Annotated in this window: 22 protein-coding genes; 6 read left to right on the top strand and 16 right to left on the bottom strand. The window is 71.0% G+C overall.

Features of this window, described 5'->3' with window-relative positions:
- Window positions 1-38 precede the first annotated feature (38 nt).
- Both pyk and DVS28_RS18865 read left to right on the top strand, forming a co-directional pair.
- Complete coding sequence (pyk, locus tag DVS28_RS18870; protein WP_164710757.1) at window positions 39-1,481, top strand: pyruvate kinase; 1,443 nt, start codon at window positions 39-41, stop codon at window positions 1,479-1,481.
- A gap of 115 nt (window positions 1,482-1,596) precedes the next feature.
- Window positions 1,597-2,937: a diguanylate cyclase gene (locus DVS28_RS18865; RefSeq protein ID WP_114592848.1), complete on the top strand. Its 1,341-nt coding sequence runs from the start codon at window positions 1,597-1,599 to the stop codon at window positions 2,935-2,937.
- A 7-nt stretch (window positions 2,938-2,944) separates the two neighbouring features.
- Here the strand turns inward: DVS28_RS18865 and DVS28_RS18860 are convergent, their stop codons facing one another.
- The 3 genes from DVS28_RS18860 to DVS28_RS18850 form a co-directional block, all read right to left on the bottom strand.
- The gene (locus DVS28_RS18860) at window positions 2,945-5,374 is read right to left on the bottom strand and encodes an EAL domain-containing protein (RefSeq protein ID WP_114592847.1); all 2,430 of its coding nucleotides are present in this window, start codon (window positions 5,372-5,374) and stop codon (window positions 2,945-2,947) included.
- Between the two features lie 87 nt (window positions 5,375-5,461).
- Entirely contained in the window at window positions 5,462-5,704 is a 243-nt protein-coding gene (locus tag DVS28_RS18855; protein WP_114592846.1) for a putative acetyltransferase, read from the bottom strand.
- Window positions 5,701-6,342, bottom strand: a complete 642-nt coding sequence (locus DVS28_RS18850) for an alpha/beta hydrolase (RefSeq protein ID WP_114592845.1) — start codon at window positions 6,340-6,342, stop codon at window positions 5,701-5,703. Before DVS28_RS18850 ends, DVS28_RS18855 begins: the two co-directional genes overlap by 4 nt.
- A 97-nt stretch (window positions 6,343-6,439) precedes the next feature.
- Here DVS28_RS18850 and fdxA point away from each other — a divergent pair, with 97 nt between their 5' ends.
- Window positions 6,440-6,760: a ferredoxin gene (gene fdxA, locus DVS28_RS18845; protein WP_108666870.1), complete on the top strand. Its 321-nt coding sequence runs from the start codon at window positions 6,440-6,442 to the stop codon at window positions 6,758-6,760.
- A 354-nt stretch (window positions 6,761-7,114) separates the two neighbouring features.
- On the opposite strand, the gene DVS28_RS18840 is transcribed toward fdxA, so the two are convergent.
- The 4 genes from DVS28_RS18840 to DVS28_RS18825 form a co-directional block, all read right to left on the bottom strand.
- Window positions 7,115-7,960, bottom strand: coding sequence for an integrase core domain-containing protein (locus tag DVS28_RS18840; protein ID WP_114592844.1), 846 nt, complete (start codon window positions 7,958-7,960; stop codon window positions 7,115-7,117).
- Window positions 7,906-8,259, bottom strand: coding sequence for a helix-turn-helix domain-containing protein (locus tag DVS28_RS18835; protein ID WP_114592843.1), 354 nt, complete (start codon window positions 8,257-8,259; stop codon window positions 7,906-7,908). Before DVS28_RS18835 ends, DVS28_RS18840 begins: the two co-directional genes overlap by 55 nt.
- Before the next feature lie 377 nt (window positions 8,260-8,636).
- Window positions 8,637-9,383, bottom strand: a complete 747-nt coding sequence (locus DVS28_RS18830) for an SIR2 family NAD-dependent protein deacylase (RefSeq protein ID WP_114592842.1) — start codon at window positions 9,381-9,383, stop codon at window positions 8,637-8,639.
- Between the two features lie 38 nt (window positions 9,384-9,421).
- A complete protein-coding gene (locus DVS28_RS18825) occupies window positions 9,422-10,063 on the bottom strand; it encodes an adenylate/guanylate cyclase domain-containing protein (RefSeq protein WP_114592841.1) in 642 nt (213 codons plus the stop codon).
- 358 nt (window positions 10,064-10,421) lie between these two features.
- Between DVS28_RS18825 and DVS28_RS29285 the strand changes: the two genes are divergently transcribed.
- Window positions 10,422-11,378, top strand: coding sequence for a hypothetical protein (locus DVS28_RS29285; RefSeq protein ID WP_216826144.1), 957 nt, complete (start codon window positions 10,422-10,424; stop codon window positions 11,376-11,378).
- Between the two features lie 101 nt (window positions 11,379-11,479).
- On the opposite strand, the gene DVS28_RS18815 is transcribed toward DVS28_RS29285, so the two are convergent.
- The 4 genes from DVS28_RS18815 to DVS28_RS28585 form a co-directional block, all read right to left on the bottom strand.
- On the bottom strand, window positions 11,480-12,040 hold the full coding sequence (locus tag DVS28_RS18815; RefSeq protein WP_164710756.1) for a DUF3105 domain-containing protein: 561 nt from the start codon (window positions 12,038-12,040) through the stop codon (window positions 11,480-11,482).
- A 72-nt stretch (window positions 12,041-12,112) separates the two neighbouring features.
- Window positions 12,113-12,583 carry a hypothetical protein gene (locus DVS28_RS18810; protein WP_164710755.1) on the bottom strand — a complete coding sequence of 157 codons (471 nt, stop codon included), beginning with the start codon at window positions 12,581-12,583 and terminating at the stop codon, window positions 12,113-12,115.
- Between the two features lie 5 nt (window positions 12,584-12,588).
- Window positions 12,589-13,167: an RNA polymerase sigma factor gene (locus tag DVS28_RS18805; RefSeq protein WP_164710754.1), complete on the bottom strand. Its 579-nt coding sequence runs from the start codon at window positions 13,165-13,167 to the stop codon at window positions 12,589-12,591.
- Window positions 13,168-13,249: 82 nt separating this feature from the next.
- Entirely contained in the window at window positions 13,250-13,738 is a 489-nt protein-coding gene (locus tag DVS28_RS28585; RefSeq protein ID WP_164710753.1) for a PaaI family thioesterase, read from the bottom strand.
- Between the two features lie 91 nt (window positions 13,739-13,829).
- On the opposite strand from DVS28_RS28585, the gene DVS28_RS28580 reads away from it, so the two are divergent.
- Entirely contained in the window at window positions 13,830-14,714 is an 885-nt protein-coding gene (locus DVS28_RS28580; RefSeq protein WP_216826143.1) for a hypothetical protein, read from the top strand.
- Here the strand turns inward: DVS28_RS28580 and DVS28_RS18790 are convergent.
- Genes DVS28_RS18790 through DVS28_RS18775 form a run of 4 tightly spaced genes read right to left on the bottom strand, consistent with a single transcriptional unit; the run spans window position 14,700 to window position 18,808 of the window.
- Entirely contained in the window at window positions 14,700-15,560 is an 861-nt protein-coding gene (locus DVS28_RS18790; protein ID WP_114592834.1) for a carbohydrate ABC transporter permease, read from the bottom strand. The two genes, DVS28_RS28580 and DVS28_RS18790, sit on opposite strands and share 15 nt — an antisense overlap.
- Window positions 15,561-15,564: 4 nt before the next feature.
- On the bottom strand, window positions 15,565-16,623 hold the full coding sequence (locus DVS28_RS18785) for an ABC transporter ATP-binding protein (protein WP_164710751.1): 1,059 nt from the start codon (window positions 16,621-16,623) through the stop codon (window positions 15,565-15,567).
- A gap of 2 nt (window positions 16,624-16,625) precedes the next feature.
- Entirely contained in the window at window positions 16,626-17,954 is a 1,329-nt protein-coding gene (locus DVS28_RS18780) for an ABC transporter substrate-binding protein (RefSeq protein ID WP_245973646.1), read from the bottom strand.
- A 5-nt stretch (window positions 17,955-17,959) separates the two neighbouring features.
- The gene (locus DVS28_RS18775) at window positions 17,960-18,808 is read right to left on the bottom strand and encodes a carbohydrate ABC transporter permease (RefSeq protein ID WP_114592832.1); all 849 of its coding nucleotides are present in this window, start codon (window positions 18,806-18,808) and stop codon (window positions 17,960-17,962) included.
- A gap of 42 nt (window positions 18,809-18,850) precedes the next feature.
- Between DVS28_RS18775 and DVS28_RS18770 the strand changes: the two genes are divergently transcribed.
- Window positions 18,851-19,954: an alkaline phosphatase family protein gene (locus DVS28_RS18770; RefSeq protein ID WP_164710750.1), complete on the top strand. Its 1,104-nt coding sequence runs from the start codon at window positions 18,851-18,853 to the stop codon at window positions 19,952-19,954.
- Window positions 19,955-20,218: 264 nt separating this feature from the next.
- Here the strand turns inward: DVS28_RS18770 and DVS28_RS18765 are convergent, their stop codons facing one another.
- The gene (locus DVS28_RS18765; protein WP_114592830.1) at window positions 20,219-22,891 is read right to left on the bottom strand and encodes a cell wall-binding repeat-containing protein; all 2,673 of its coding nucleotides are present in this window, start codon (window positions 22,889-22,891) and stop codon (window positions 20,219-20,221) included.
- Window positions 22,892-22,907 lie beyond the last annotated feature (16 nt).

The following is a 22,907-nucleotide window of genomic DNA, read 5'->3' as shown; positions in this document are numbered from 1 at the left end:
TCACGCCCCGAATCATCTCCCCCCATGAAGGAAGTCAAGTGGCTCGTCGAGCGAAGATCGTCGCCACCCTTGGTCCCGCCCTGGACGACCGCGAGAAGCTGCGTGCAGCCATCGAGGCCGGTATCGACGTGGTCCGGCTGAACTTCAGCCACGGTGACCACGACACACATGCACGTCGCCTCGAGACCGTGCTCGAGCTCGGCGCGCGTCTGGGCCGCAACGTGGGTTCCCTGGCCGACCTGCAGGGTCCCAAGATGCGCCTGGGCCTCATGCCCGACGACGGCCTCGAGATCGAGACCGGCTCGGAGGTCTACCTCCTGCCCGGCGTCGAGCAGCTCGAGGACTACGAGAGCGAAGGGCTCAAGGCCCTTCCCGTCGTGTACGACGCGCTTGCCGATGACGTCGAGCCCGGTGCGCTGCTGCTGATCGACGACGGTTCCCTCCGCCTGGTCGCCTCGCGCGTCGAGAACGGCACGGTACGGGCACGGGTCGTGGCCGGCGGGGTGGCCAAGTCCCGCAAGGGCCTGAACCTGCCGGGTGTGGCCGTCTCCGCCGCGTGCCTGACCGACAAGGACCTCGAGGACCTCAAGTTCGCCATGGAGCTCGGCGCGGACTGGGTCGCCCTCTCCTTCGTCCGGGGACCCGACGACATCATCGACGTGCGCAACCGGATCCACGCGCTCGGCGGTGAGTCCCCTGTCATCGCCAAGCTGGAGCGGCCCGAGGCGATCGAACGGTTGACCGACATCATCGACGTCACCGACGCGGTCATGGTCGCGCGTGGCGACCTGGGTGTGGAGATCGGTCCCGAGCGCGTCCCCGCCATCCAGAAGGAGATCATCGCCGAGGCCAACGCCGAATCGCGCCCCGTCATCACCGCGACGGAGATGCTCGACTCGATGATCAGCTCGCCCCGTCCCACACGGGCGGAGGCCAGCGATGTCGCCAACGCCATCTTCGACGGCACCGACGCCGTGATGCTGTCGGGCGAGACCGCCGCGGGGGCGTTCCCGGTCGAGGCCGTCCGGACCATGGCCCGCATCGTCGAGGTCGCCGAGCGTTCCCCACACCTGATCCACCCGAGCCCCCCGCCCCACTCCGAGCTGAGCGTGCCGAAGGTCGTGTCGCAGTCGGCCGTGCAGGTCGCCCGTGACGTCCGGGCCACCGCCATCGTGGTCTTCTCGATGACGGGCTGGTCGGTCCAGCTGGTCAGCAAGTGTCGTCCGGAGATGCCGCTGGTCGGGCTGACCCCGTCGGACCGGGCCCGTCGCCGCACGTCGATGATGTGGGGGACCGAAGCCGCCCTGGTGCCGATGAAGGACCGGGCGCAGGAGCTGCTGGAGGCCGCCGAACGCGTGCTGCTGGACGGCAACTGGGCCGCCTATGGCGACGTCATCGTCCTCGTCACCGGTCCTCCCGGGTCGCTGGGCGGCACGAGCCGGATCTGGGTCCACCGGATCGGTGACCAGATCGTGAGCTGACCGGCGTACGCCTGTCCGACGACATCGTCTACGTACCCACCACACCACCCGCGCGGGGTTCACTAGGCCTTAGTGCGCAGATACAGCGAGCGGTTCCGGGGGTACGTTCCGGTCCGTGGACGACGCTTCCGAACTCCGAGTGCTCGTCGTGGAAGATGCTGGTTCGGACCGTTGCCTGATCGAGGCCGCTCTTGCCGAGCAGCTCGATGGCAACCCCGTCGTGCAGTGGGCCCACAGCCTCCAACACGCCGTGCGCCAGCTGGCCGACAACCGCACCGACGTGGTGCTGCTGGACCTCGGCCTGCCCGACAGCGATGGCCTCGAGACCATCGCTGCGCTTCGTGCCGCCGACCCCGATGTGCCCATCGTCGTCGTGAGCGGGACGGCAGGAGAGGCCGATCGTCGCCTCGCCGTCCGGCTGGGCGTGGACGACGTCATCAGCAAGGACCAGCTCGAGGCGCGCCACCATCCCCTCGGCCACAGCATCCGCAACGCCGTCGACCGGCCCCGCCCGGAAGTCGAGAGGCGAGCGGCGCTGACGGTTGGACCGGGCAGCCGCATCCACATCGCCGTCCTGGATGCCGAGGCTCGTGCGGACGCCGCCCTGGACCGCCACATCTCCGACGTTGCACACCGCAACGGTTGGCGCCTGACCTTCAGCCGGACGACCAACCTCGAGGGGCTTGTGGACCTGACCGCCAGCGGGGGAGGGGTGGACCTGTTGATCGTCGACGTCGACGTCACCGACCCGCGAGGTCTCGCAACGCTTCGGCAGGCCCGGCTCGGGGTGCCGGGCTGCGAGATCCTCGTGGCCAGTGACACCCATCCGGCCGTCATGGCGCTGGCGGCCCTCGACCTCGGGGCAGCCGATGTCCTGGTCCGGCACCTGCTGGACGGTCCATCGGTCGAGCGGGCCATCCTGTTCGCCCTCCGTCGTCGTCGCCGGGAGCACGAGCTCTCCAGCGCGGCCGGCAGCGATGCGCTGACGGGCCTGCCCGCACACAACGTGGTCCTGGCCCACCTGGCCGCCTCGATGGCCGCCATCGAGGCCGAGCAGAGGGACTGCTGCACCGTGATCTTCATGGGGCTGGACGGCATGGCGCAGGTGAACGCGCAGTTCGGCCACCGTGTCGGCCAGCACGTGCTGCGTGTCGTGTCCGGCCGGATGGCCCACGTGGCACGTCGAGGGGACCTGCTGGCCCACCTCGGCGGATGCGACTTCGTGCTGGTGCTCGATGATTTCGACAGCGATCGGGCGCGCAGGGTGGTCGGCCGGCTCGTCGATGTGGTGGGCAGTCCCATCGCCATCGACGCCGACTACCGGGTGCTGGTCGGGCTCCGCGCCGGTGTGGCGTCCACCGACGTGCCCATCGATCCCACCGAGCTGCTCGACGCGGCAGATCGTGATCTGTACGAGCGCGAGCGGCAGCGGGCCGTGCGGGAGGCCGGCAGCTAGGCAGGCGTCAGCTCGGAAGCGTTGGGGATGCCGAGCCGAACAGGTGACCCTGCGCGAAGTCACACCCACGCTCGAGGAGCCAGTCACGCTGCTCCACGGTCTCGACACCCTCGGCGACCGTCTTGAGGCCGAGGGCGCCTGCCATACCGAAGATGCCCGCAACGAGCGCGGCGCTGTCGTTGTCGTGGGGCAGGCCGGCAACCAACGACCTGTCGATCTTGACGATGTCCACACCGAACCGACGGAGATGGACGAGGGAGGACAGACCGGTCCCGAAGTCGTCGAGGGAAACGCGAACGCCCATCGCGCGCAGCTCGGCGATCTGGGCCTTGATGTCGCCTGCGCCGGTGAGCAGGACGTCCTCGGTCAGGTCCAGCACCAGGCGGTGGGGATCCAGCACGGCTTGTTCGTGGAGGCTCCGGAGCGACCGGGCGTAGCGCCCGTCGACGAGCTCGGCGGGCGTGCAGTTGAGGTGGAGGTCGAGCTCGGTGGCACCGCGGTGTCGGCTCGAGGAATCAGCGGCGCGCCGCAGCAACGTGTCGCCCAGCTCAGCCATGAAGCCTGCGTCCTGGGCAAGCGACAGGAACCGATCGGGCCCGAGCACGTCGTCCGCGCGCTGCCATCTCGCGAGGGCCTCGGCCGCCACGACCCGGCCGGTGCGGAGGTCCACCACCGGCTGGAACCACGGGACGACCTCCCCGGCCTCCACACCGTCGCGCAGCCCCGCCTGCAGCGTCCGGCGGGCGGCTGCCGTCCGGCGATGCTCGGGGCCGAACAGCTCCGTGCGTCCCTTGCCCCGTTCCTTCGCGGCGTACATGGCGCTGTCGGCGTCCCTGAGCAACGCCACCGGGTCAACGGTCTCGGGATCGGCCAGGACCATGCCGATGCTGAAGGCCGGGCGCAGGCGAGCCCCGTCTCCGACCTCCATACCGGTCTGTGAGGTCGCATGGATCCGCTTGGCGATGTCCCAGGCGTTCTCCGACGACTCGATGTCGCAGACGAGGACGAACTCGTCCCCACCGAGACGGGCCACGGTGTCGTCGGGGCGCACAGCGGACCGGAGGAGCCCCGCGACATGCACGAGCAGGGCGTCGCCGACGTCGTGTCCGAGCGTGTCGTTGACCCGCTTGAAGTCGTCCAGGTCGAGGAAGAAGACGGCTACCTGGCCTCCGTGGCGACGCGCACGTTGCAGCTCCTGGGCCAGCCGGTCCATCAGCAGCGTGCGGTTGGCGAGCCCGGTCAGGGCGTCGTGCAACATCTGGTGTCGCAGGCGCGCCTCGGCGAGGTGCCTGTCGGTCACGTCGACGAGGATGCTGACCGCAGCGAGGTCGGCGTCACGCATGGGTGGACGGGATCGAAGCGTCAGCCAGCGGACTTCCGCGCCGTCCGCCAGCTGGACGAGGCGAACCTCGGCCGCACCGGAGTCCATCGCCGTTCGGGCGTGGCGCCGAAGGAACCCCGGCCCCAGCTCATCCCCGTCCGCTCCGCGCAGGAGGACGTCGTCGAGCTGTGCCATCTGGTCGATCCCGAGGAGCCGTTCGGTCGCGGGGTTGATCGCGAGGGGTGTCAGGTCCTGTTCGCCATGCCACAGGACGACGCCCTCCTCCAGCTCCTCGACGACCGTCTGGAAGCGCATGGCAAGGGCGGTCGCCTCCTGCTGCGCCGAGACGACCAGGCGATGTTGCTCCCGGGAACGCACGGCTGCTGCCACTCGTTCTGCTCCGCTGAGGAGCTGCTGGTCGTCGACCGGCGGAGGCCCGGGGATGGCCCACCCCCAGCACACCGCCCCGAGCACCGCGCCGTCCTCCAGGAGGGGCACGACCATGCCGCTCTCCAGGCCCTCGAGCTCCGACATCTCCCATCCCGGATAGATGTCTGCGAGCCCCTCGAGGGATCTCCAGCGGATCGACCTGCCCTCCTCCAGGATGTCGTGGAGCGCCGGGTGCCGATCGTGGTCGATGCGGAACTGGACGGGCTGGGGGGTGTCGTCCACGATCGTGGTGGACACGACCTCCACGTGGGCCCCCTTGTCGTGCAGCAGCCACGTCCGGTCTGCGCCGACGAGCGCCTCCACCAGGGCGATCACGGGTGCCATCGTCTCCGAGGTGTCCTGGATCATGGGCTCGAGGCGCACCCAGCGGGTGTGGTCGGCCTCGACCCCCCCGAACATGGCGATCCCCCAGTTGGCGTCCCCGTCGTCCAGGCAGAAGCGCTGGATCAGGCGGCGCTCCACCGTCCCGACGTCACGGGTGGCCAGCAGTTCCTTGGCCCGCTGTCGGTCCTCGACGAGGTCGGCGTAGTGGCGTCCGACGAGCAACGCCGGTGCACACCGCAGGAACCGTCCGGCGGCACGGTTGGCGTACACCACGACCCCCGTCTCGGTGAGCCGGAGAAGCGCTGCCGGCACGCCATCGAGAATCTGGGGGTCCCTCTGCATCGACCGAAGGCTCCCACTGTCACGCAGCGCGCAAACCGAAACGAACCCAATTCAGTAATGATTCGTCCGATCGCGATCCGAGGGAGGTCAGCGGGGGGACGGCGGCAGGGTCTTGCCGGCCACCAACGCCTGCTCGTCCACGGTGGTGAGCCGTCCGTCCCGCCACCTGATCGACAGCCAGCCATCCGCCCACGACTCCAGCACCCCGACGGCGTCGCTGTGCGCCGGCTCGCCCGGTTCCCGCGCTGCCGCCCCCTCCACCCAGAAGCGCACGCTGACACGCTGTCCGACGTCCGCCGGGGTGATGCGCACGACGTATCGAGCCTTCATCGTGGGGTCCCGGGGGAGAGGGCGTGCAGGACGGCCGCGGCGACGTCCTGGTCTCGGTCGAAGAAGAAGTGGTCGGTATCTGGCAGCACGGTGACCTCGTCGGGGCGGAGGATGTGAACGGTGTCAGGAGGGAAGAACTGGTCGTGCGCCCCGACCACCACGTGGCGGCGGGGCGGCAGGGTCTCGGGCACGAGCGGGCCGAGGAGTGGCGCGTCGTCCAGTCCGCGGGTCGGCGGTGCGACGCCCACCCACGTGTCGATGGACGTCCCCAGCCGGAGGGCGATCATCGCACCGAAGGACCAGCCGACCGCAGCCAGCGGGACGCCGGGGTGGGCGGCGCGGAGGTGGGCGAGGCCGGCCTCGGCGTCGAGGTGCTCGAGTCGTCCGCCGGTCTGGGTGCCCGCTGACCCCTCCACCCCCCGGAAGTTCAGCCGGAGGCTGGCCCAGCCGTCCGCCGACAGCGCCGCGGCGATGGCCGGCAGCAGCCAGACATCCATGTGGCCACCGAACGCCGGGTGGGGGTGGCAGAGCAGGACCGCACCCTTCGGCGGTCCGGTCGGCCGGCGATGGCGGGCCTGCAGGGACACGTCGTCGGCGGTGACGACGAGGACATCGGCTGTCGGGTTGCGTGGGTGCACGGGTCCTCAGGGTAGAGTGTTGGCCGACGCGCCCGACCGGGCCCACCGTGCACCGCACGATGACCAACACGCGACCCCAAACCAGGAGGCCAAACACGTGACCTACACGATCTGCGAGCCCTGCATCGACGTGAAGGACAAGGCCTGCATCGAGGAATGCCCCGTGGACTGCATCTACGAGGGTGACCGGATGCTCTACATCCACCCCGATGAGTGCGTGGACTGCGGCGCCTGCGAGCCCGCATGCCCCGTCGAGGCCATCTTCTACGAGGACGACGTCCCGGACGAGTGGAAGGAATTCACTCCCTGGAACGCCGAGTACTTCGAGGACGGCGTCTCCGGCGTCGGTTCCCCCGGCGGTGCCGCCAAGGTGGGCGCCTCCGGCGTCGACCACCCGAAGGTGGCCGCCTGGGAGTAACCCCCCAGCAGGACTGACCAACCCCGTGCCTCGGCGCGGGGTTGGCTTTGTTTTTCGGTCCTCGCTCCGCTCGTCGGGTCCTCGGGCTCTGACCCGACGATCCGCTCCGCCGATTCTCGCCTCTCGCAGGCTCGTGGCTGTGAGTCTTGCTCACGGATCGCCGGCGCCCTGCGGCGGTCGGTGCCCGGTCCGGCTGCGGTGGTCAGGCCGGCGTGTGCGTTGGGCGCCTCTGAGGGTGGTCGACCGCACCCGGGGTGAGGGCTCGTGCGGCATGCCCGTCTCCTCGGGGCGTGTGCGATCCGGGGAGGTTGTTGACACCTTGGTCCGGGGGCCTTGTTGACAGGTGCACACAGCCTAGGTGTGTCGGGTGAGGGGCAGGTAGCGGGTTGTGGGGTCGGGCTTGGTGGTGCCGATGAGGGTGCCGTGCTCGTCGTGGATCTCGATGAGGTCGCCGTGGTCGGTGATCGCCACGACGGTGTTGGGGTGGGCTCGTCCCAGCCCGATCTGCCAGGAGGCGTAGCCAAGGTTGCCGTTGCCCTGGGTGTGGTTGACCATCCGTCGGCTGCGCTGGTGGAGGGTGCCGGCCGGGTCGGGACGGGCCGGGGGTGTGTCGGCGTGGACCTGGGCGGGGGTGCGGTCGTTGAGGGCCTGGTGTGGCCGTTGAGTGTTGTAGTGGTCGACGAACACGTCGAGCTGGTCAGTCATCGCGTGGGCGTCCTCGGCGGGGTGGTCGGTGAGCCACTCGCGCAGGGTGCGGTGCAGCCGCTCGACCTTGCCCTGGGTCTGGGGGTGGTAGGGCCGACCATTGATGGTGGCCACGCCCTGCTGCCACAGGTGCCGCTCGAAGGGGCCCACCCCACCCTTTGAGCGGGCGGTGAAGGCGCTGCCGTTGTCGCTGAGCACGGTGTGGGGCAGCCCCCATAGGCTGACCGCCCGGTCGAAGGCGGCGATGGCCGCCGCCGCGGTCTCCCCTGCCGCAAGCAACAACTCCAGGCACAGCCGGCTGTGGTCATCCAGCAGGGTGATCACCGTCATGGTGTCCTCGCCCACGGCCAGCCGCATCCCATCGATCTGCCACAGCTCGTTGGGCCGCTCCCGGGCGAACCGCAACGGCGCGGCCGGGACGGGGCGAGGGTGGTCCCCGGTCAGTCCGTTGCGGGCAAGGATCCGCCCGATGGTCGACCTGGCCGGCGGATCCACCCCCGACGGACCAGCTCGGCATGGATCCGTTTGGGCCCCCACCGAGGATTGGCGGTTCGCAGCTGCACCACCCGCTGCTCCAGGCCGCCGTCGACCTGCCCCGACGGGACCAGCGGCCGGCTGGACCGGTCACCCAGCCCCTCCACCCCCTCCGCGTCATACCGGGCCAGCCACTTGTGGACGGTCTGCCGCGACACCCCGAACAGCGCCGCAGCGCCACTCACCGAGATGCCTCGCTGCCTGACCGCCAGCACCATCTCGTGCCGTTGTTGCATCACGCTCACCTGCCTCATGCGCATCCACGCACTGTGTGCAGGTGTCAAGGACCTCCCCGGATCCAACTGTCAACAAGGTCCCCGGTTCATACACGTCTCCTCGGGGCGTTCATGTCGCACAACGGTCGAGGGTGGGTGCGATCAGCAGCGCCTGGAGCGGGGGAACGCACACACCGGTCGTGTGCGCAGCCCGCCGAGGTGCCAACCGTCGTGTGCTCGGCCCGCCGAGGTGCCAACCGTCGTGTGCTCGGCCCACAGAGGTGCCAGCGCACCGCCGCAGGGCGCCGACGAAACGCGAGCGAGGCTCGCAGTGCCCGATGCGGAGCGAGGGCCGAGAATCGAGGGAGCGATTCGTCGGGTCAGAGCCCGAGGACCCGACGAGCGGAGCGAGGACCAACGATCTAGCCCAGTACCTCGCCGGCGCTGCCGTGGACGACCACGTCGGCCAGGTCGTCCAGGGGGGTGGGTTCGCGGTTGACGATGGCCAGGGGGAGGCCGCGCTCGACCGCGTCGACGGGCATGCCGGCGACAGGGTGGACCTGCAGCGACGACCCGACGACCAGCATCGCGTCGGCAACGTCCATCAGCTGGGCGGCCGCATCCATGGACGTGGTGTCCATCGCTTGTCCGAAGCTGATCGTGGCCGACTTGACCAGTCCGCCGCACTCCGGACAGGCCGGATCGGGATCGCCGGCGTCGATGCGTGCGAACGCCCACGTCGTGTCTTCACGGAACCCGCATCCGTCGGGCATGCCCCAGCGAGGCCGCCGCCCGATGCAGGTGACCGTGCGGGCCGTGCCGTGGATCTCCACGACGGTCCGTGAACCGGCCTCCTGGTGGAGCCCGTCGATGTTCTGGGTGATCACCCCGACGCTGCGTCCCGCCGCCTCCATCGCGGCGATGGCGAGGTGGCCGGCGTTCGGGCGGGCGCCGGCAGCGAAGAACTCCCGCCGCATCGCCCAGGACAGGGCCCGCACCTCCGCGGACTCGACGTACCGGTCGAAGGTCATCTGCCGTGGGTCGTAGCGCGTCCACACCCCACCGGGGGAACGGAAGTCGGGGATGCCCGACTCCGTGGAGATGCCTGCGCCGGTCAGGACCAGCAGGTGCTCGGAGCGGCGAAGGAATTCTGCAAGCGAGTCGACCATGCGGGTTGGTCTACCCGATCGACCGGGGACAGGCGCGATCAGGCCGTCAGGGGTTGCTCGCACGGGGACTGCTCGGCGTCGACCACGAGCCGGAACACGCGCGGCCGTTCCGGCACACCCTTGGCCACGAGCTGGCCGGCCTCGACGGCCCTCAGGGGGTGGGACAGCTCCACCGAGTCGTGGAGGGCCCCGGTGACGAGGGCCTCGCCCCCGACGGCCTGCTCGGCCACGCGGGCCGCGACGTTGACGTGGTAGCCGATGAGGTCGTCTCCTCGGCTGCGGACCACACCGCGGTGTGCGCCGACACGCAGGCGCAGGGGGTGGGTCGTGTCGGCCAGGCGGCAGGCGAACGCGGCGGGGAGCGCGGCGGCGACGAGGACACCGTCGGCCGGGTCGTCGGCGGCGATCATGACGCCGTCGCCGAGGCGCTTGACCACGCGAGCCGCCGTGGGCCCGACCGCGGCCTCGACCGCAGCGTCGAGCTGGTCGAGCACGGCAGCAGCGGCGTCGTCGCCCTCGCGGGCAACGACGTCGGAGAACCCTTCGATGTCGGCGAAGACGATGGTTGCGTCCACGGACACGTCGGTGGGATCGATGGGGTTGGTGTCGTCGGCGAACATGTCTGCGAGGTGGCGCAGCGCATGCTCGGAGACCTTGCGGATGCCGATGAGATCTCTCATTCGGGCCTCCTCCTCGAGCTGGTCAGCGGTGGTCCGAGCTGTGGATAGCCAAATGCAAGCGTTCCGCTGTCTGTTGCAAGCATGGTACCCGGGTGTTCCGCCCGCGACCCCTCCTGCGGTTAACGGTGCGTGAAGTTTGACGCACCCAGCGGGGGGTTGGTGTTGCCCAGCGTGGTATCCGACGGAGAAGTCCTACAGGGGCCCATCGGACGTGCCGACATGTGAGGGAGTTGGTGGATTCCCCCCGCCCTGTACCGGTAGTCTTCGGAAGCGAGTGTCGTTTCCCGGTCGCCGGTGCCATCACCAGCGAACTCCCGGAGGAGCGACGATGGCCGAACGTTTGAAGGTACTTCTCCATATGCACGATCTGACGGGCGCCGGAGAGCGTCGAACGACTCTGATGCTGGCGTTGCTGGTTGTCGGCATCCTGCTGCTGCCGTTGTCGCCGTCCGCAGCCCAGATCGCCCGCCCCGATGGCTCCGCAGGCGCATCGAGCGAGACTGCCCCGACACCGACACCGACGCCGACTCCCACGCCGACCCCGACCCCCACCCCGACCCCGACCCCGACGCCGAGCGCGACACCCCCGGCCCTCGGCGAGGACGACGGCGAGCCCACGCTGGCCGACATGCTCGAGGACTTCGAGGAACAGCTCGCCGACGGCGAGGGCGACGAGCCGGCCAACCCGGGCAACGACGGGGCCCAGGGCGGATCCGGTGAGGTCGAAGCCGAGGGTGGCAACGCCCAAGAGGTCGTCGAGGCGCCGCAGGCACCCCAGCCCGCGGACGGCGAGGTCACGGCCGAGGGCGAGGGCGTGCCCGCGGAAGGCGCCCCCGTCGAGGGTGAGGAGGCCGCCGCCGAGGACAACGGTGTCGCCCCCCCGCCGATCGAGACCTACGGCGTCAGCGTCGTGCCGTCCCTCGGCACCGCGGCGCGTCCGCTGACCGATCCCGTATCGGGTGAGCCGCTGGTCCTTGCGCCCATGGTGGCCGGCCAGCAGATCGTCCCCGGTACGACCGATGTTGCCGTGACTGCCGAGGACCAGTCGGTCCTGCAGGCCGCGGCAGAGCCCGTTCGCAACGTCGCCGCAGCCAGCCTGAGCGTCGTCCAGCCGTCCTGGTACGCAACCACCCTTGCCCTGCTCGTCCTCCTCGGTGCCGCCTGCTACGGCGCGGTGCTCCGTCGCCGCGGTGAGGAGGTGCCCGAGGCGATCGCCTTCACCGGCGCCGTGCGCCCCGGGGACCGCCGTCCGTCCGCGGCCCGCTCGGTGCGACCGGTGGACATGCAGCGGTCGGTTCGGTCAGTCCGGCCGTAACCCAACGCAGGAACAGACACCACAGGCGGCCCGCTCAGGGCCGCCTGTGCTGCGTTCGGAGGAATGGGAGCGGGGAGTACTCGGTGACGCCGCTGCCGTGCTCAGCCGTGGGACTCGATGGGCTCGGCGTAGGTGGCGACGAACGCCTCGATGGCCGTCAGGTCCACATCGGTGCAGTGCTGCAATGCGCCCCAGGACGTGAGGGCCACCGCCCCGTCGGAGAGCTCGGCGTAGGGCGTGACGACGGTCCGGTCGGCCCAGCGTGCCTCGACGGCTTCGACCAGGTCCGCGCGGGTCGACTCCTCCAGCGGGCCGTGGGTGATGACGACTCCGCCGGCCTCGAGGGTGGCGACCTGCTGTGGTTCCGACAGGCCGGGTGGGGACTCGTGCACACCGATGGGCGGGGCCCCCGAGGTGTGCCAGCCGCTCGTGGGCGGCACCGAGCTGTAGGCCACCGGCGGGGCCGCATCGCCGATCAGGTGGCTGCCGAACTGCACGGGCGGGAAGTCCACCTCGCCGCAGCTGGCAGTGGCCGCCGGCACGCCCGCGGGGGAGGGTTCACCACCGCACCCGCCGCTGAGGACGGCCAGCACGGCAACGGCTGCTGCCGACGCCCGGTGGGCCGGCCAACGCGTGGAGGAGGGGCAACGGTACGGACGCACCACTCGACCGTAACGCGAACGGCCGACCCCGCCCGCATCGGGAGGTCGGCCGTTCGTCGAGAGCTGGGGGCGTCAGGCCCGCCGATGCCGCCGGGCAGGCGTCATCCAGCCGCCGAGGGCCAACGCAGCTGCCCCGGCCAGGACCGGCAGGTGCGAGAGCTCTGCCACACCGTTGTCGACCGCCGCGGGTGTGTCGCTGGCTGCCGGCAGGACCAGCAGCACCGCCGCGGCCAGCGCGACGGGCACCATGCCGCGTGCATACCGCTCGGGTCGCCACGCCGCGATCAGGAACCCGATCGACAGGGCCGTGTGCAGCACCGCGACGTCCTGTGACGTGTGGGCGGCACCACCGAGGATCACCGGTAGCTCCAGCAGCAGGCCGATCGCCCCGGCCAACACCAGCACGACCCTCGCGCCGGTCCATGCACGCTGGCGGACCTGTGCCCGGAAGGCGGTCACGGCGGCGTCGGTCACCGCAGGGGGTGCCTCGCCCAGCTGGGAGCGGTAGGCACGGCTGATCTCCTCCAACCGCATGTCGTCCATGGCGGTCACATCCTTTCCTGGGAGTCGTCGGTGGTCGTTCGGTCGGCCTCGGCTTCGGCCGCGGCGATGGCGTCGGTGAGCCGTTCACGGGCTCGGAACACCCGCGACCGGATGGTGCCCACGGCAACACCTTCGACGTCCGCGGCGTCCTCGTAGGGCAGCCCGATCACCTGGGTCAGCACGAAGGCCTGCCGCTGGTCCTCGGCGAGCTGGTTGATGAGCTCCGCCACCTCGATCGTCCCCGTGTGCTGTGGCACCGTGACGACCGGTTCGACGGCCACATCGGCGATGCGGCGCCGACGCTGCTCGCTGCGGATGAGGTCGGCGACGGCTCGGCGGGCCAGGACCAACACGAAGACCCGCACCGGGGCGTCGCCGCGCCACTTCGGGATGGCCCTGACGCACCGCAGGAACGTGTCCTGCGACGCATCGAACGCCTGCTCACGGTCGCGGAGGAGTGCGTAGCAGTACCGCCACACGTCGTCCCGGAGGAGGCGACACAGGTCATCGAACGCGTCGGCGTCACCCTTGCGGGCACGTGTGGCGAGCGCGTCAGCCGTCGCATCGAACTCCTCCCTGGTCATCGGGTGATCACTCCATGGGTCGCAGGAAGGGGCCGCGAAGTTCCCCCGGTGTCCACGATCGGTGGGATCGTGCTCGGGTCGGTCATCCCCAGCCCTCGGGAAGGCGGTCGACATCCACGTGGTAACGGGACGTGCGGTAGGCGAGGGCAAGGTAACTGATGAGCACTGTGCCGTCATCGTCGGTGACCTGCAGCCGGTAGGTGGCCGTGCGGCCGCCGCGGGACACCTCCCAGCCGTCGGCACGGGCGACCCGACCGATCTCGAGGGGGCGGTGGTAGTGGCAGGTGGTCTCCAGCGCCACCGCCAGGCGACCCCACGAGTTGCAGGCCACCTCGAACGCGGCGTCGGCAAGGGTGAAGGCCGCACCCCCGTGCACGCTTCCGGCCAGGTTGCCGGTGGCAGCCGTGGGGGCCATCGACAGCTGTGCCCACCCGGGGCCCCAGCGGTCGAGGGAGATGCCCATCGTGGCGTACATCGGCGTGGCGACGAACAGCTCGTGCAGGTCGGCGCGGACGTCGGCCAGGTCGTCGGGGAACGTTGGGCGTGACTCGATCGGTGGTGGTGTGTCCATGGTTGGCCGTGACGATAGTCGTCGGTGGCCTCGGACCGTCGACGGGGGTCGCTGGAGCTCGGGTCGGGATGGACACGAGAAGATGGGCGACGTGCACATGCCAGAGGCGGAGCTTCGCGCGTTCCTCCGGGTCTTCCTGCCCGAGGAACGAGTCGAACCTGCCCTGGACTCCATCGCCCTGATGGGGCTGGAGATCGAGGCGAGCGATCCGCTCGAGCTGTTCGTGCTGGCGCACATGGAGGTCGAGCCGGACCCGCGGGTGACGCTGGAGTCCGAAGCCGTGGTTCTGGTCGAGGAGGTGGGACTCGATGCCGTCGACGTCTCGGCGATCCTGGGCATCGAGGAGTCGGCCGTCATCGACGCGGTCGACCGCGCGTGGGCTGACCACGACGGGGCTGACCACGACGAACCCGAGTCCGAGTCCGAGCCCGAGTCCGAGTCCGAGCCCGACCCCGAGTCCGACCCCGACCCCGACCCCGAACCCGAACCCGACCCCGACCCCGAATCGCTGGATGCCGCCCCGCTGGACCGCACGGTCGAGCTGCCGGGCGTGCCGCTGCAGGCTCCCGAGTCGCTCGCGCCGGCACCGGACGAGGACCGCACGGCAGCCGGGCCGCCGCCGGTCCTGGTGGCCCCACGCCGCCGGCCCTGGGGGGCGATCATCGGCACCGTGGCTGCCGTCGGGGCGATCGGTGGGCTGGGACTGGTCGCCACGTCCGACGCCGGCCAGCAGATCCTCGCGATGCAGGGCATCGACCCGTTCGTGTTCGTGGCCGTCATCTTCGGGCTGGTGTTCGGGGGCATGGCCTTCGTGCGCGCGGGCAGCAGTCCCCCACCGGTCGACCAGCCCAAGGGGCACGACACGGGGGCCGAGGGTCCCGACATTGATGCTGCCACCGACGAGGAACCCGACGCCGGCACTGCTGGGGAGACCGACGACGTCACCGTGACGCCCACCGGGTCACCGACGAAGTAGCCCCCAGCGGCGGGCGAGCACCACCATCAAGCCCACCAGGAGGGTGCTCAGCAGCATCAGCGAGATCGTCAGCAGGGCGGCGTACCCGAAGCCCGAGAACTCGAACGCCTGGTCGTAGATGTAGACCGGCAGGTACCGGGTGGCGTTGCCCGGCCCGCCGTCGGTCAGCAGGTAGGCCGGCACGAAGTTGACCTGCAAGGTCAGGATGACGTCCCGCACGGCGAGCAGCACCAGGACCGGGGCGAGAAGGGGCAGGGTGATCCGACGCAGCTGCCCGAACGGGCCGTAGCCCTCCAGCGCGGCGGCGTCGTACAACGACGAGGGAATGCGGCGACGCATCGCGAGGACGACGAGGAAGGCCTCGCCGATCGGGAACAGCAGCATCACGACGACGGCCCACCGGGCTCCCCACGGGGTGGACAACCAGACCGGCTCGGGCAGCCCGAACGCGCCGAGGACCTGGTTCACCGGGCCGTACAGCGGGTTGAACGCCCACAGCGCGAGCAGGGCCATGGCCATGTCGGGCATCACGGTCGGGACGTACACCGCGACGCGGTACCAGCGCGCCCCTCGTCGCTGCGCCGCAAGCACCAACCCGAGGGTGACGGCGACCAGCAGGCGAAGCGGGACGGCGATGCCGACGTGCACCAACGACGCCCGGATCGAGGCGGGGAGGAACGGGTCGGCCCGCATCCGGGAGACGTTGGCCAGCCCTGTGAAGGAGGGTTCGTTCAGGCCGGTGGCGTTGGTGAAGGCGTAGGCGAACGTCAGACCGGCCGGGACGAGGACCAGCAGCACCACGCCCAGGGCGTACGGGGCCAGGAACCGCCGAGCGCCTGCGATCACCGGATCACCCGCCGACCGTCGACAGTCGCAGGCCGTCCGCGTCGAAGCGGTGGACACGGCCCCCGGGTGCCAGCCCCAAGGTCACCGACGAGGTGCTGGGCAGCGGTTCACGGACGCCGCGCCGGACGTGCACGATGCCGTGGTCGGTGTCGACCAGGACCACGACCTCGCTGCCGAGGTCCTCGACCTGCAGCACACGGCCGGCCAGCGGGCCGTCGTCGACGAACACCAGGTCCTCGGGGCGGACACCCACGGTGGCGGCGTCGGGCGGGACGGCCCCCGCGAGGGGCACCGAACCGGGCAACAGGTTCATGGGGGGCATGCCGAGGAACGACGCCACGAAGCTGGTCGCCGGCTCGTCGTAGACCTCACGGGGTGTACCGACCTGCTCGAGGCGGCCGTCGCGCAGCACCGCGATGCGGTCGCCCATCGTCATCGCTTCGGTCTGGTCGTGGGTGACGTGCACCATCGTGATGCCCAGCCGCCGCTGCAGGGCGACGATGCGGGTGCGGGCGTCCAGGCGCAGGCGGGCGTCCAGGTTCGACAGGGGTTCGTCGAGCAGGAACACCGCCGGCTTGCGGACCAGCGCACGGGCCAGGGCGACGCGCTGCTGCTGCCCACCGGACAGCTCCGAGGGGCGGCGGTCGAGCAGGTCCTGCAGGTCCAGCTGCTCAGCGACGTCGGCCAGCACGGTTCGCTGCTCGGCCTCGGGCAGCCGCCGCAGCGACGCGCCGAACAGGACGTTGTCGGCCACCGTCATGTGGGGGAACAGCGCCAGGTCCTGGAACACCATGGCCACGTCCCGCTCGTGGGCGGCCACCGCGCTGACGTCGGCGCCGTCGATGTGGACCGACCCGGCGTCCAGCGTTTCGATGCCCGCCAGGGCACGCAGGGCGGTGGACTTGCCCGACCCGGACGGGCCCACGAGGACCAGCAGCTCCCCGGGCGGGCCCTCCAGCGTCAGCCCGTCGAGGGCCACGACGTCGGGACGGCCACGGCGGCCGGGATGCACCCGGCGGACGTCGTGCCACGCCACCCCGGCACGTGTGCCCTCGCCCGGCACGATCAGCTGCCGCCCAGCGCGAACGTCGCCTCGGCGGTGCTGATCATGTCGGCCACGCCCTGCTCGCGATCGACGCGACCGTAGAAGACGTCGGTGAAGATCGAGTCGACCTGGTTCTGCATCTGCGACCACGTGCCGGTGTGCGGCAGCGACCGGATGGTCGGGATCACGTCGACGAAGACCCGGGAGCTGGCAGGGGGTTCGTCGGGTTCGAGGAACACCGGTGAGTTGGCGACGTCCAGACGCGACGGCACGGTCCGTCCGCTCTCGGCCAGGATCTCCTGCCCGTCAGCGGTCATGGCGTGCTCGACGAACCGCCACGCCGCCTCGGTGTTGCCGTCGGCGCTCATGCAGTAGGCATCGCCGTGCAGGATCGTCGCCGGTGTGCCGCCGGGTGCCGTCGGCATCGGGCCGACGTCCCACGTGAAGTCGCTGATGCCCTCGCGCAGGGACGGCACCGACTTGCGGCTGTTGAGGTACATGCCGAGCTGGCCGGCGACGAACCGCTCCTCGAACTCCAGGGACTGCTCCTCGGCATCCGGCGGGGCGACGCCGTGCACGAGCTGCAGGTCGAGGAAGAAGTCCAGCGCCTCGCGGGCCGGGCCCTCGTCGAGCGTCAACGTCGTCGGGGCGAGCTGGTCGTCGACGACGTCACCGCCGTTGGACCACACGAACGGGGCGATGCGCTGCAGCGAGGCCTCGACGCCGACGCCGTACCGACCCTCCTCCGCGTCGGTCAGCGCCTGCGCGGCGGCCAGGAAGTCGTCCCACGTCCAATCCTCCGCCGGGTGGTCCAGACCGGCCGCGTCGAAGGCATCGACGTTGTAGTAGACCTCGAGGGAGGAGATGTTCTGCGGCATGCAGGTCAGCGTCTCGCCGTCGAAGCGGAAGGCCTCCAGCGGCGGTTCGGCGAACTCCTCGACGCTGATGACGTCGCTCTCGTCGAGGAACGGCTGCACATCGGCGAGCACACCCTGCGACGCGAACTGCCCGTACTTCAGGTAGTTCACCAGGAACACGTCCGGTGGTGCCCCGCCGGCGAAGGACGTCGTGAGGTTGGCCAGCAGGTCGTCCTGCTTGGCCACCGGGTTCAGCGTCACCGTGATGTCGGGGTTGGCCGCCTCGAAGGAGTCGACCAACGACTGGTACCCGGCCACCTCGGCCGGACCGCCGAACAGGGTGACCTCGATGTCGACCGGGTCGTCTGCGGTGCCGGTCGCGTCGGTGGGGTCGGTGCCGGCCGTGCCGTCGGCGTCGCTGCCGGAGCAGGCAGACGCCAGGACGGCCAGGACGGTGAGGACGGCGATCAGGCCGATCGACCGGCGCAGCATCAGGGTCACGAGGAGGTTCCCTTTCTCAGGGTGTCGAGGGGGTTGTCGTCGAACAGCCGGTGGGCCAGGAGGAAGACGCCGACGCTCGGAAGGCTGAAGACGACCGCGCCGGCCATGAGGAGCGGGAACTCCGTCGGCCGCAGCAGCTTGAGGGTGTCCAGGCCCAGCGGAAGTGTGTAGTTCTCCTGCCCGCGCAGGTACAGCAGGGCGTCCACGAAGTTCCCCCAGTGGAACGTGAACGCCAGTATGGCCACGGCAAGGGTCGCGGTGCGAACCTGCGGCATCGCGATCCGTCGCCAGATCGTCCACGCTGACGCCCCCTCCAACCGGGCCGCGTGCAGCTGGGAGTCGCTGATGCCGTGGAAGGCCCAGGCGTAGACGAGGACGAGGAACGGGGTCGTGCCGAGCAACGCCGGGGCGATCAGCGGCAGGACCGATCCGATGAGGTCGAACCAGGCGTAGACCCGGAAGCGGGTGGCCCACAGTGCGCTCGCCGGGACGAGCATGACCAGCAGGCTCGCGAGGACGGCCATCCGCTTGGCGCGGTCACCGAGCAGCCGGATGCCGAAGCCGGCCCACGAGGCGACCACAACGCTGAGCGGGACCGCGACCAGCGCCACGACGACGGAGTTGCGCAGGTACGTGGTGACCGGAAGCAGGTCGTTGAGGAGCCCGTATGCCCGCAACGTCGCCCCTGGCGGCACGAACTCGACCCCGCCGGGCGGCGGCGCGCCGAGGGGGCGCAGGCTGCCCATCACCATGGCGACGAGGGGGACGACGAACAGCCCGGCCAGCAGACCGGGCAGCAGATGACGCAGGGCGAAGGCTCCCGGTCCGGTCCGTCTCGACTGCATGTGCGTCTGTCAGTGTAGGTCCAGCCCGTAGGCTTGGTCGCCGTGCCCCACCGCCCCGCTCCCGTTCGCCCCGCCTACGACGGTGCCTGGATCGGCGGCATCGTCCCCGGTCTGCAGTCACCGACCCCTCCCGAGTGGCTGCCCGACGTCGCTGCTGCCGCCAGCCGTGTCGTGGTGCTCGTGCTCGACGGCTTGGGCTGGACGATGCTGCGCGACCACGCGGCGGAGATGCCGACGCTGTCGGGCATGGACGGCGGCTCGATCACCTGCGCGGCACCGTCGACGACCGCGGCGGGCCTGCCGTCCATCACGACGGGACTGACGCCGGCCGAGCACGGCCTGCTCGGCTATCGGATCGGGATGGACGCCGGCGTGCTGAACGTGCTGGCCTGGCGGCTGGACTCGGGCAAGCGAGGCCCCGAGCCCGAGACCATCCAGCCCCACCCCTCCTTCGGGGGCAAGACCGTCCCGGTGGTCGTGAAGGCGGAGTTCGAGGGTTCGGGCTTCACCGGCGCGCACCTGCCCGGCAACTCCATGCGCGGCTGGCAGACCCCGGCGGTGCTGCGGGAGCAGGTCCGCCTCGCGCTGGCCGAGGACGCGCGCGTGGTCTACGCCTACTACGACGGCATCGACAAGGTCGCCCACCCGCACGGGCTGCACGGGCCGTTCTTCACCACGGAGCTCAGGGACACCGACCGGCTGGTCAGCGAGCTGCTGGACATCGTCCCCCGCGACGGTGCCCTCGTCGTCACCGCCGACCACGGCCACGTCGAGGTCGGCCCGGACCAGATCAGGGAGGTCGACGTGGACAGCCGGCTGGTCCGTCGCCTGGCGGGCGAGAGCCGGTTCCGGTCGGTCTACGCGCGCACCAACAAGCAGAAGGCGTTGTACGAGGCGTGCATGGAGGCCCACAGCGAGGAGTCGTGGGTGTTCACCCGTGAGGAGCTGTTCGACGACGGCTGGTTGGGCGAGGGCGGTCCGGTCCACCACCACCGCCGCGTCGGAGACGTGGTCCTGGCCCCGTTCGCCGACATCGGCTTCGCCGACCCCGCCACCCCCCGGGAGAACAACATGGCCTCGCGCCACGGCAGCCTCACCGAACGCGAGATGCTGGTCCCCCTCCTCGCCGCCCCCGGCCGCGCCTGACCCGTCGCCCCGTCCGGCCGTCAGGCCGTCCGGTCCGGCCGTCCGGCGCCACGATCGGCGCGATCGGGGCCTGCCTCGCCCATGGGCGACGTTCGGCACGATCCGCTCGGTCGGCTCGGGCCACTGCCGGCGCGATCGGGGCCTGCGTCGCCCGGAGACGATGATCGGCGCGATCGCGCCGATAAGCGGGCCGGAGCGGCCCGCGCCTGCGGCTCTCCGTATGACACGCCTGCGGCTCTCCTCACCCCACGCCTGCGGCTCTCCCTACGACACGCCTGCGGCGTTGGCCAGCTGGGCGCCCACGCCTTCCGACACCGCGGCCGTGCCGCCGGCGATGCGCAGCCGGCTGACGTCGGTGTCGCGGAGGAACGTCTCGGTCGGGGCGCCCACGGTGTCGCGGGGGGTCAGCAGGAGGACGCCGCCGCGGGCGATCGCCGCCGGGCCCGCCGCCAGGGCGTCGGGGAAGGCGTCGCCGCTGGCGACCAGCGTCACGTCCTGCCGAGCGCCCGCGGCCACGGCGGCACGGGCGGCCAGCACCGCGGTTTCGACATGGTCGGCACCGGCAAGCTCCTCGACGTGGTCGACGTGGGCGCGCAGCCCGTCGAGCAGGGCCGGTTGCACGATGCCGCGGCCGCCGACGACGGTCACCGACGACGCACCGAGGTCGGCCAGGGCCTGTGCCGTCGGCTCCGGCACGACGTCCGCGCTGGCCAGCAGCAGGGGCCGGCGGGCATGCCCGGCCAGCGACGCCGCGGCGAGCGCATCCTCGAACCGGCTGCCGAGCGCCACCAGCGGCGCACCGACCGACTCGCCGCGCGCCGTCCACTCCCGAGCAGCTCGGACGGCGATCGCTGCGGCCGTGGCGAACCGATCGGGGCCCGCTTCCCGCTCGACGGTGCCGACGACGGCGCGGAGCTGCTGCTCGACCGCGGTTGACTGCGCGGCAGTCCCGCCGAGGAGGATCACGTGCTGCACGCCGAGCCGTCGCAGCTCGTCGGCCACCCGTTCGTCGAGGCGGTCCGCCGGGTTCAGCAGCACGGGCCCGTCGACCGCAGTGGCCAGCGGTGCCGCCGCCAGCGCATCGGGGAACGCGTCGGCCCGTGCGATCACGGCCGTGGAGGCGCCAGCCGGGAAGGCGTCGGAGGCCAGCTCGATCGCCGTGGCGATGCGGTCGGCCCCGGCCAGCCGCAGGCCCGAGGGTTCCCCGACGGAGGAGAAGTCCGACTCCAGCACCTGGACCGGACCGGTGGCGTAGGTCCGTGACGTCGCCACGCCACCGGGCGAGGTTGCCTCGGCGTGGACCCAGTACGTCCCGGCCGGCAGGCCTCGGGTGTTCCAGGTGAAGGTGTTGACGCCAGCCGACGTGGTGATCCCACTCGCGATCTGCTGGCCGTTGAACCCTCGGTCGTTGGAGTCGGCGAACAGCGCGATCGTCGTCCCGGGCTGGTGGGCGTCGTCGATCCACGTGATGTCGAAGCTGCCGTGTGCCTCGTCGTCGGCGGCAAGGCGGATCTCGTCGATGCGCCAGCGCTTGGGCCCGATGTCCTCGTTGACGTCCCAGCGCAGCTCGTGCGTCGTGCCACCGGTACCCCACCCGGGTTGGGCGAGGTCCTCCTCCATGATCGCGCTGCGCGGATCGGTGCCCATGACGACGGTGTAGGTGTCGGTGTCGGTGTAGGTCACGACCTCCGCGGACTGCTGCCAGACGTGGCTGCCGTCCTGTCGCCACGAGATGCGACCGTGGGCCCCGCCGCCGGGGTCCCAGCTCAGGTCGAACGGCCCGTCGTAGTTCATCGTGACGGTGAAGCGGTGATAGCGATGGGCCTGCAGGTCCGTCCCCGGCCCCGACAGCAGGATCCACGGGTCGCGCGGGTTGATGCCACCCATGTCGTTGGTGCCGTGCATCATCCCGTCGACGAAGGCCACGTCGGTGATGTTGTCCATCCCCAGCACGTCGCTGCCATCGGAGAAGTCCCACGGGTTGCCGAGCACCGCAGTGGCGAAGTCCTCGCCGCCGGTGACGTCGGGGTCGAGGATGCGGATGCGTGGCGCCGCCTCGATGACGAGGGGAGAGGAGTACGCCGAGGTCGTGGAGCCGTTTCGTGCGAGGAAGCGGTAGGTCCCGGCGGGGTACGCGGCGACGTCGAACTGCCCGCTGCCGCTCAGCCCGTCGGTGGTGGCCACGACCCCCCACCCGGGGTTGTCGGCGGTGTTGTTGTTCGGGTCGCTGTCGGCGTCCCACAGCAGCTCGCCGGTACCGGTCAGGGACGGGTTGGAGAACGTGATGCGGGCCGGTTCGGCGGTGCCGTGCAGGCGCATCCAGTCGATCTCGTAGGACACCGTCTGCGACGCGCCGATGGCCAGGCGCAGCGCCTGGATGTCGCCGGCCCACCGCTGTCCCTCACCCTGCCGCAGGTCCACGGTGACAGTCTGCCAACCGGTGCTGGTCATGAGGAACCCGGCCGTGCCCTCGCACCCGGCGTCGATGTCGGGGCAGGTCTGCCATGTCACCTGGCCCGCGGTGGTGATCGGCGTGTTGATGCGCAGCGACAGGTGGGTGTAGCGGGTCGGGTCGACGGGGTTGACGGGCCCGTCGCGGCCGACACGGATGGCTCCGGGGAAGTTGGCCCAGATCGGGTGCACGTGCCCGGTGCCCTCGAACGTCATGCGCAGCCGGCCGTCGCCGACGGTCACCGACGACGCGCCCTGCACCGGCCCGGGGTCGGTCGGCAGGTCCTCGCGGTTGTCGTAGTCCCAGGGGTCGCCGAAGCGTTCGGTGGCGTAGTCGGGCGCCTCGCCGCGCAGCAGCTGACCGGTCGCCGACGGCGCGCCGAATCCCTGCGCCGATGCGCCGTTCGTCGACGCGATCGTCCCGGCGAACGCCAGGAGGAACGCGACCACCGTGGACAGGACTGCTCGAGGGTAGGTGCTCGCCATCCTCGGACGGATCGGC

The sequence above is a fragment of the Euzebya pacifica genome (assembly GCF_003344865.1).
In the GTDB taxonomy this organism is placed as follows: domain Bacteria; phylum Actinomycetota; class Nitriliruptoria; order Euzebyales; family Euzebyaceae; genus Euzebya; species Euzebya pacifica.
This window is presented reverse-complemented; position numbering and strand designations above follow the sequence as displayed.

What these genes read in the sequence shown, in the direction of transcription:
- DVS28_RS18860 (WP_114592847.1), bottom strand. Translation starts at nt 5,374, where the DNA reads ATGCAGAGGGACCCCCAGATTCTCGATGGCGTGCCGGCAGCGCTTCTC.
- DVS28_RS18855 (WP_114592846.1), bottom strand. Translation starts at nt 5,704, where the DNA reads ATGAAGGCTCGATACGTCGTGCGCATCACCCCGGCGGACGTCGGACAG.
- DVS28_RS18835 (WP_114592843.1), bottom strand. Translation starts at nt 8,259, where the DNA reads ATGCGCATGAGGCAGGTGAGCGTGATGCAACAACGGCACGAGATGGTG.
- DVS28_RS18830 (WP_114592842.1), bottom strand. Translation starts at nt 9,383, where the DNA reads ATGGTCGACTCGCTTGCAGAATTCCTTCGCCGCTCCGAGCACCTGCTG.
- DVS28_RS18825 (WP_114592841.1), bottom strand. Translation starts at nt 10,063, where the DNA reads ATGAGAGATCTCATCGGCATCCGCAAGGTCTCCGAGCATGCGCTGCGC.
- DVS28_RS29285 (WP_216826144.1), top strand. Translation starts at nt 10,422, where the DNA reads ATGCACGATCTGACGGGCGCCGGAGAGCGTCGAACGACTCTGATGCTG.
- DVS28_RS18810 (WP_164710755.1), bottom strand. Translation starts at nt 12,583, where the DNA reads ATGGACGACATGCGGTTGGAGGAGATCAGCCGTGCCTACCGCTCCCAG.
- DVS28_RS18805 (WP_164710754.1), bottom strand. Translation starts at nt 13,167, where the DNA reads ATGACCAGGGAGGAGTTCGATGCGACGGCTGACGCGCTCGCCACACGT.
- DVS28_RS28585 (WP_164710753.1), bottom strand. Translation starts at nt 13,738, where the DNA reads ATGGACACACCACCACCGATCGAGTCACGCCCAACGTTCCCCGACGAC.
- DVS28_RS18780 (WP_245973646.1), bottom strand. Translation starts at nt 17,954, where the DNA reads ATGCTGCGCCGGTCGATCGGCCTGATCGCCGTCCTCACCGTCCTGGCC.
- DVS28_RS18775 (WP_114592832.1), bottom strand. Translation starts at nt 18,808, where the DNA reads ATGCAGTCGAGACGGACCGGACCGGGAGCCTTCGCCCTGCGTCATCTG.
- DVS28_RS18765 (WP_114592830.1), bottom strand. Translation starts at nt 22,891, where the DNA reads ATGGCGAGCACCTACCCTCGAGCAGTCCTGTCCACGGTGGTCGCGTTC.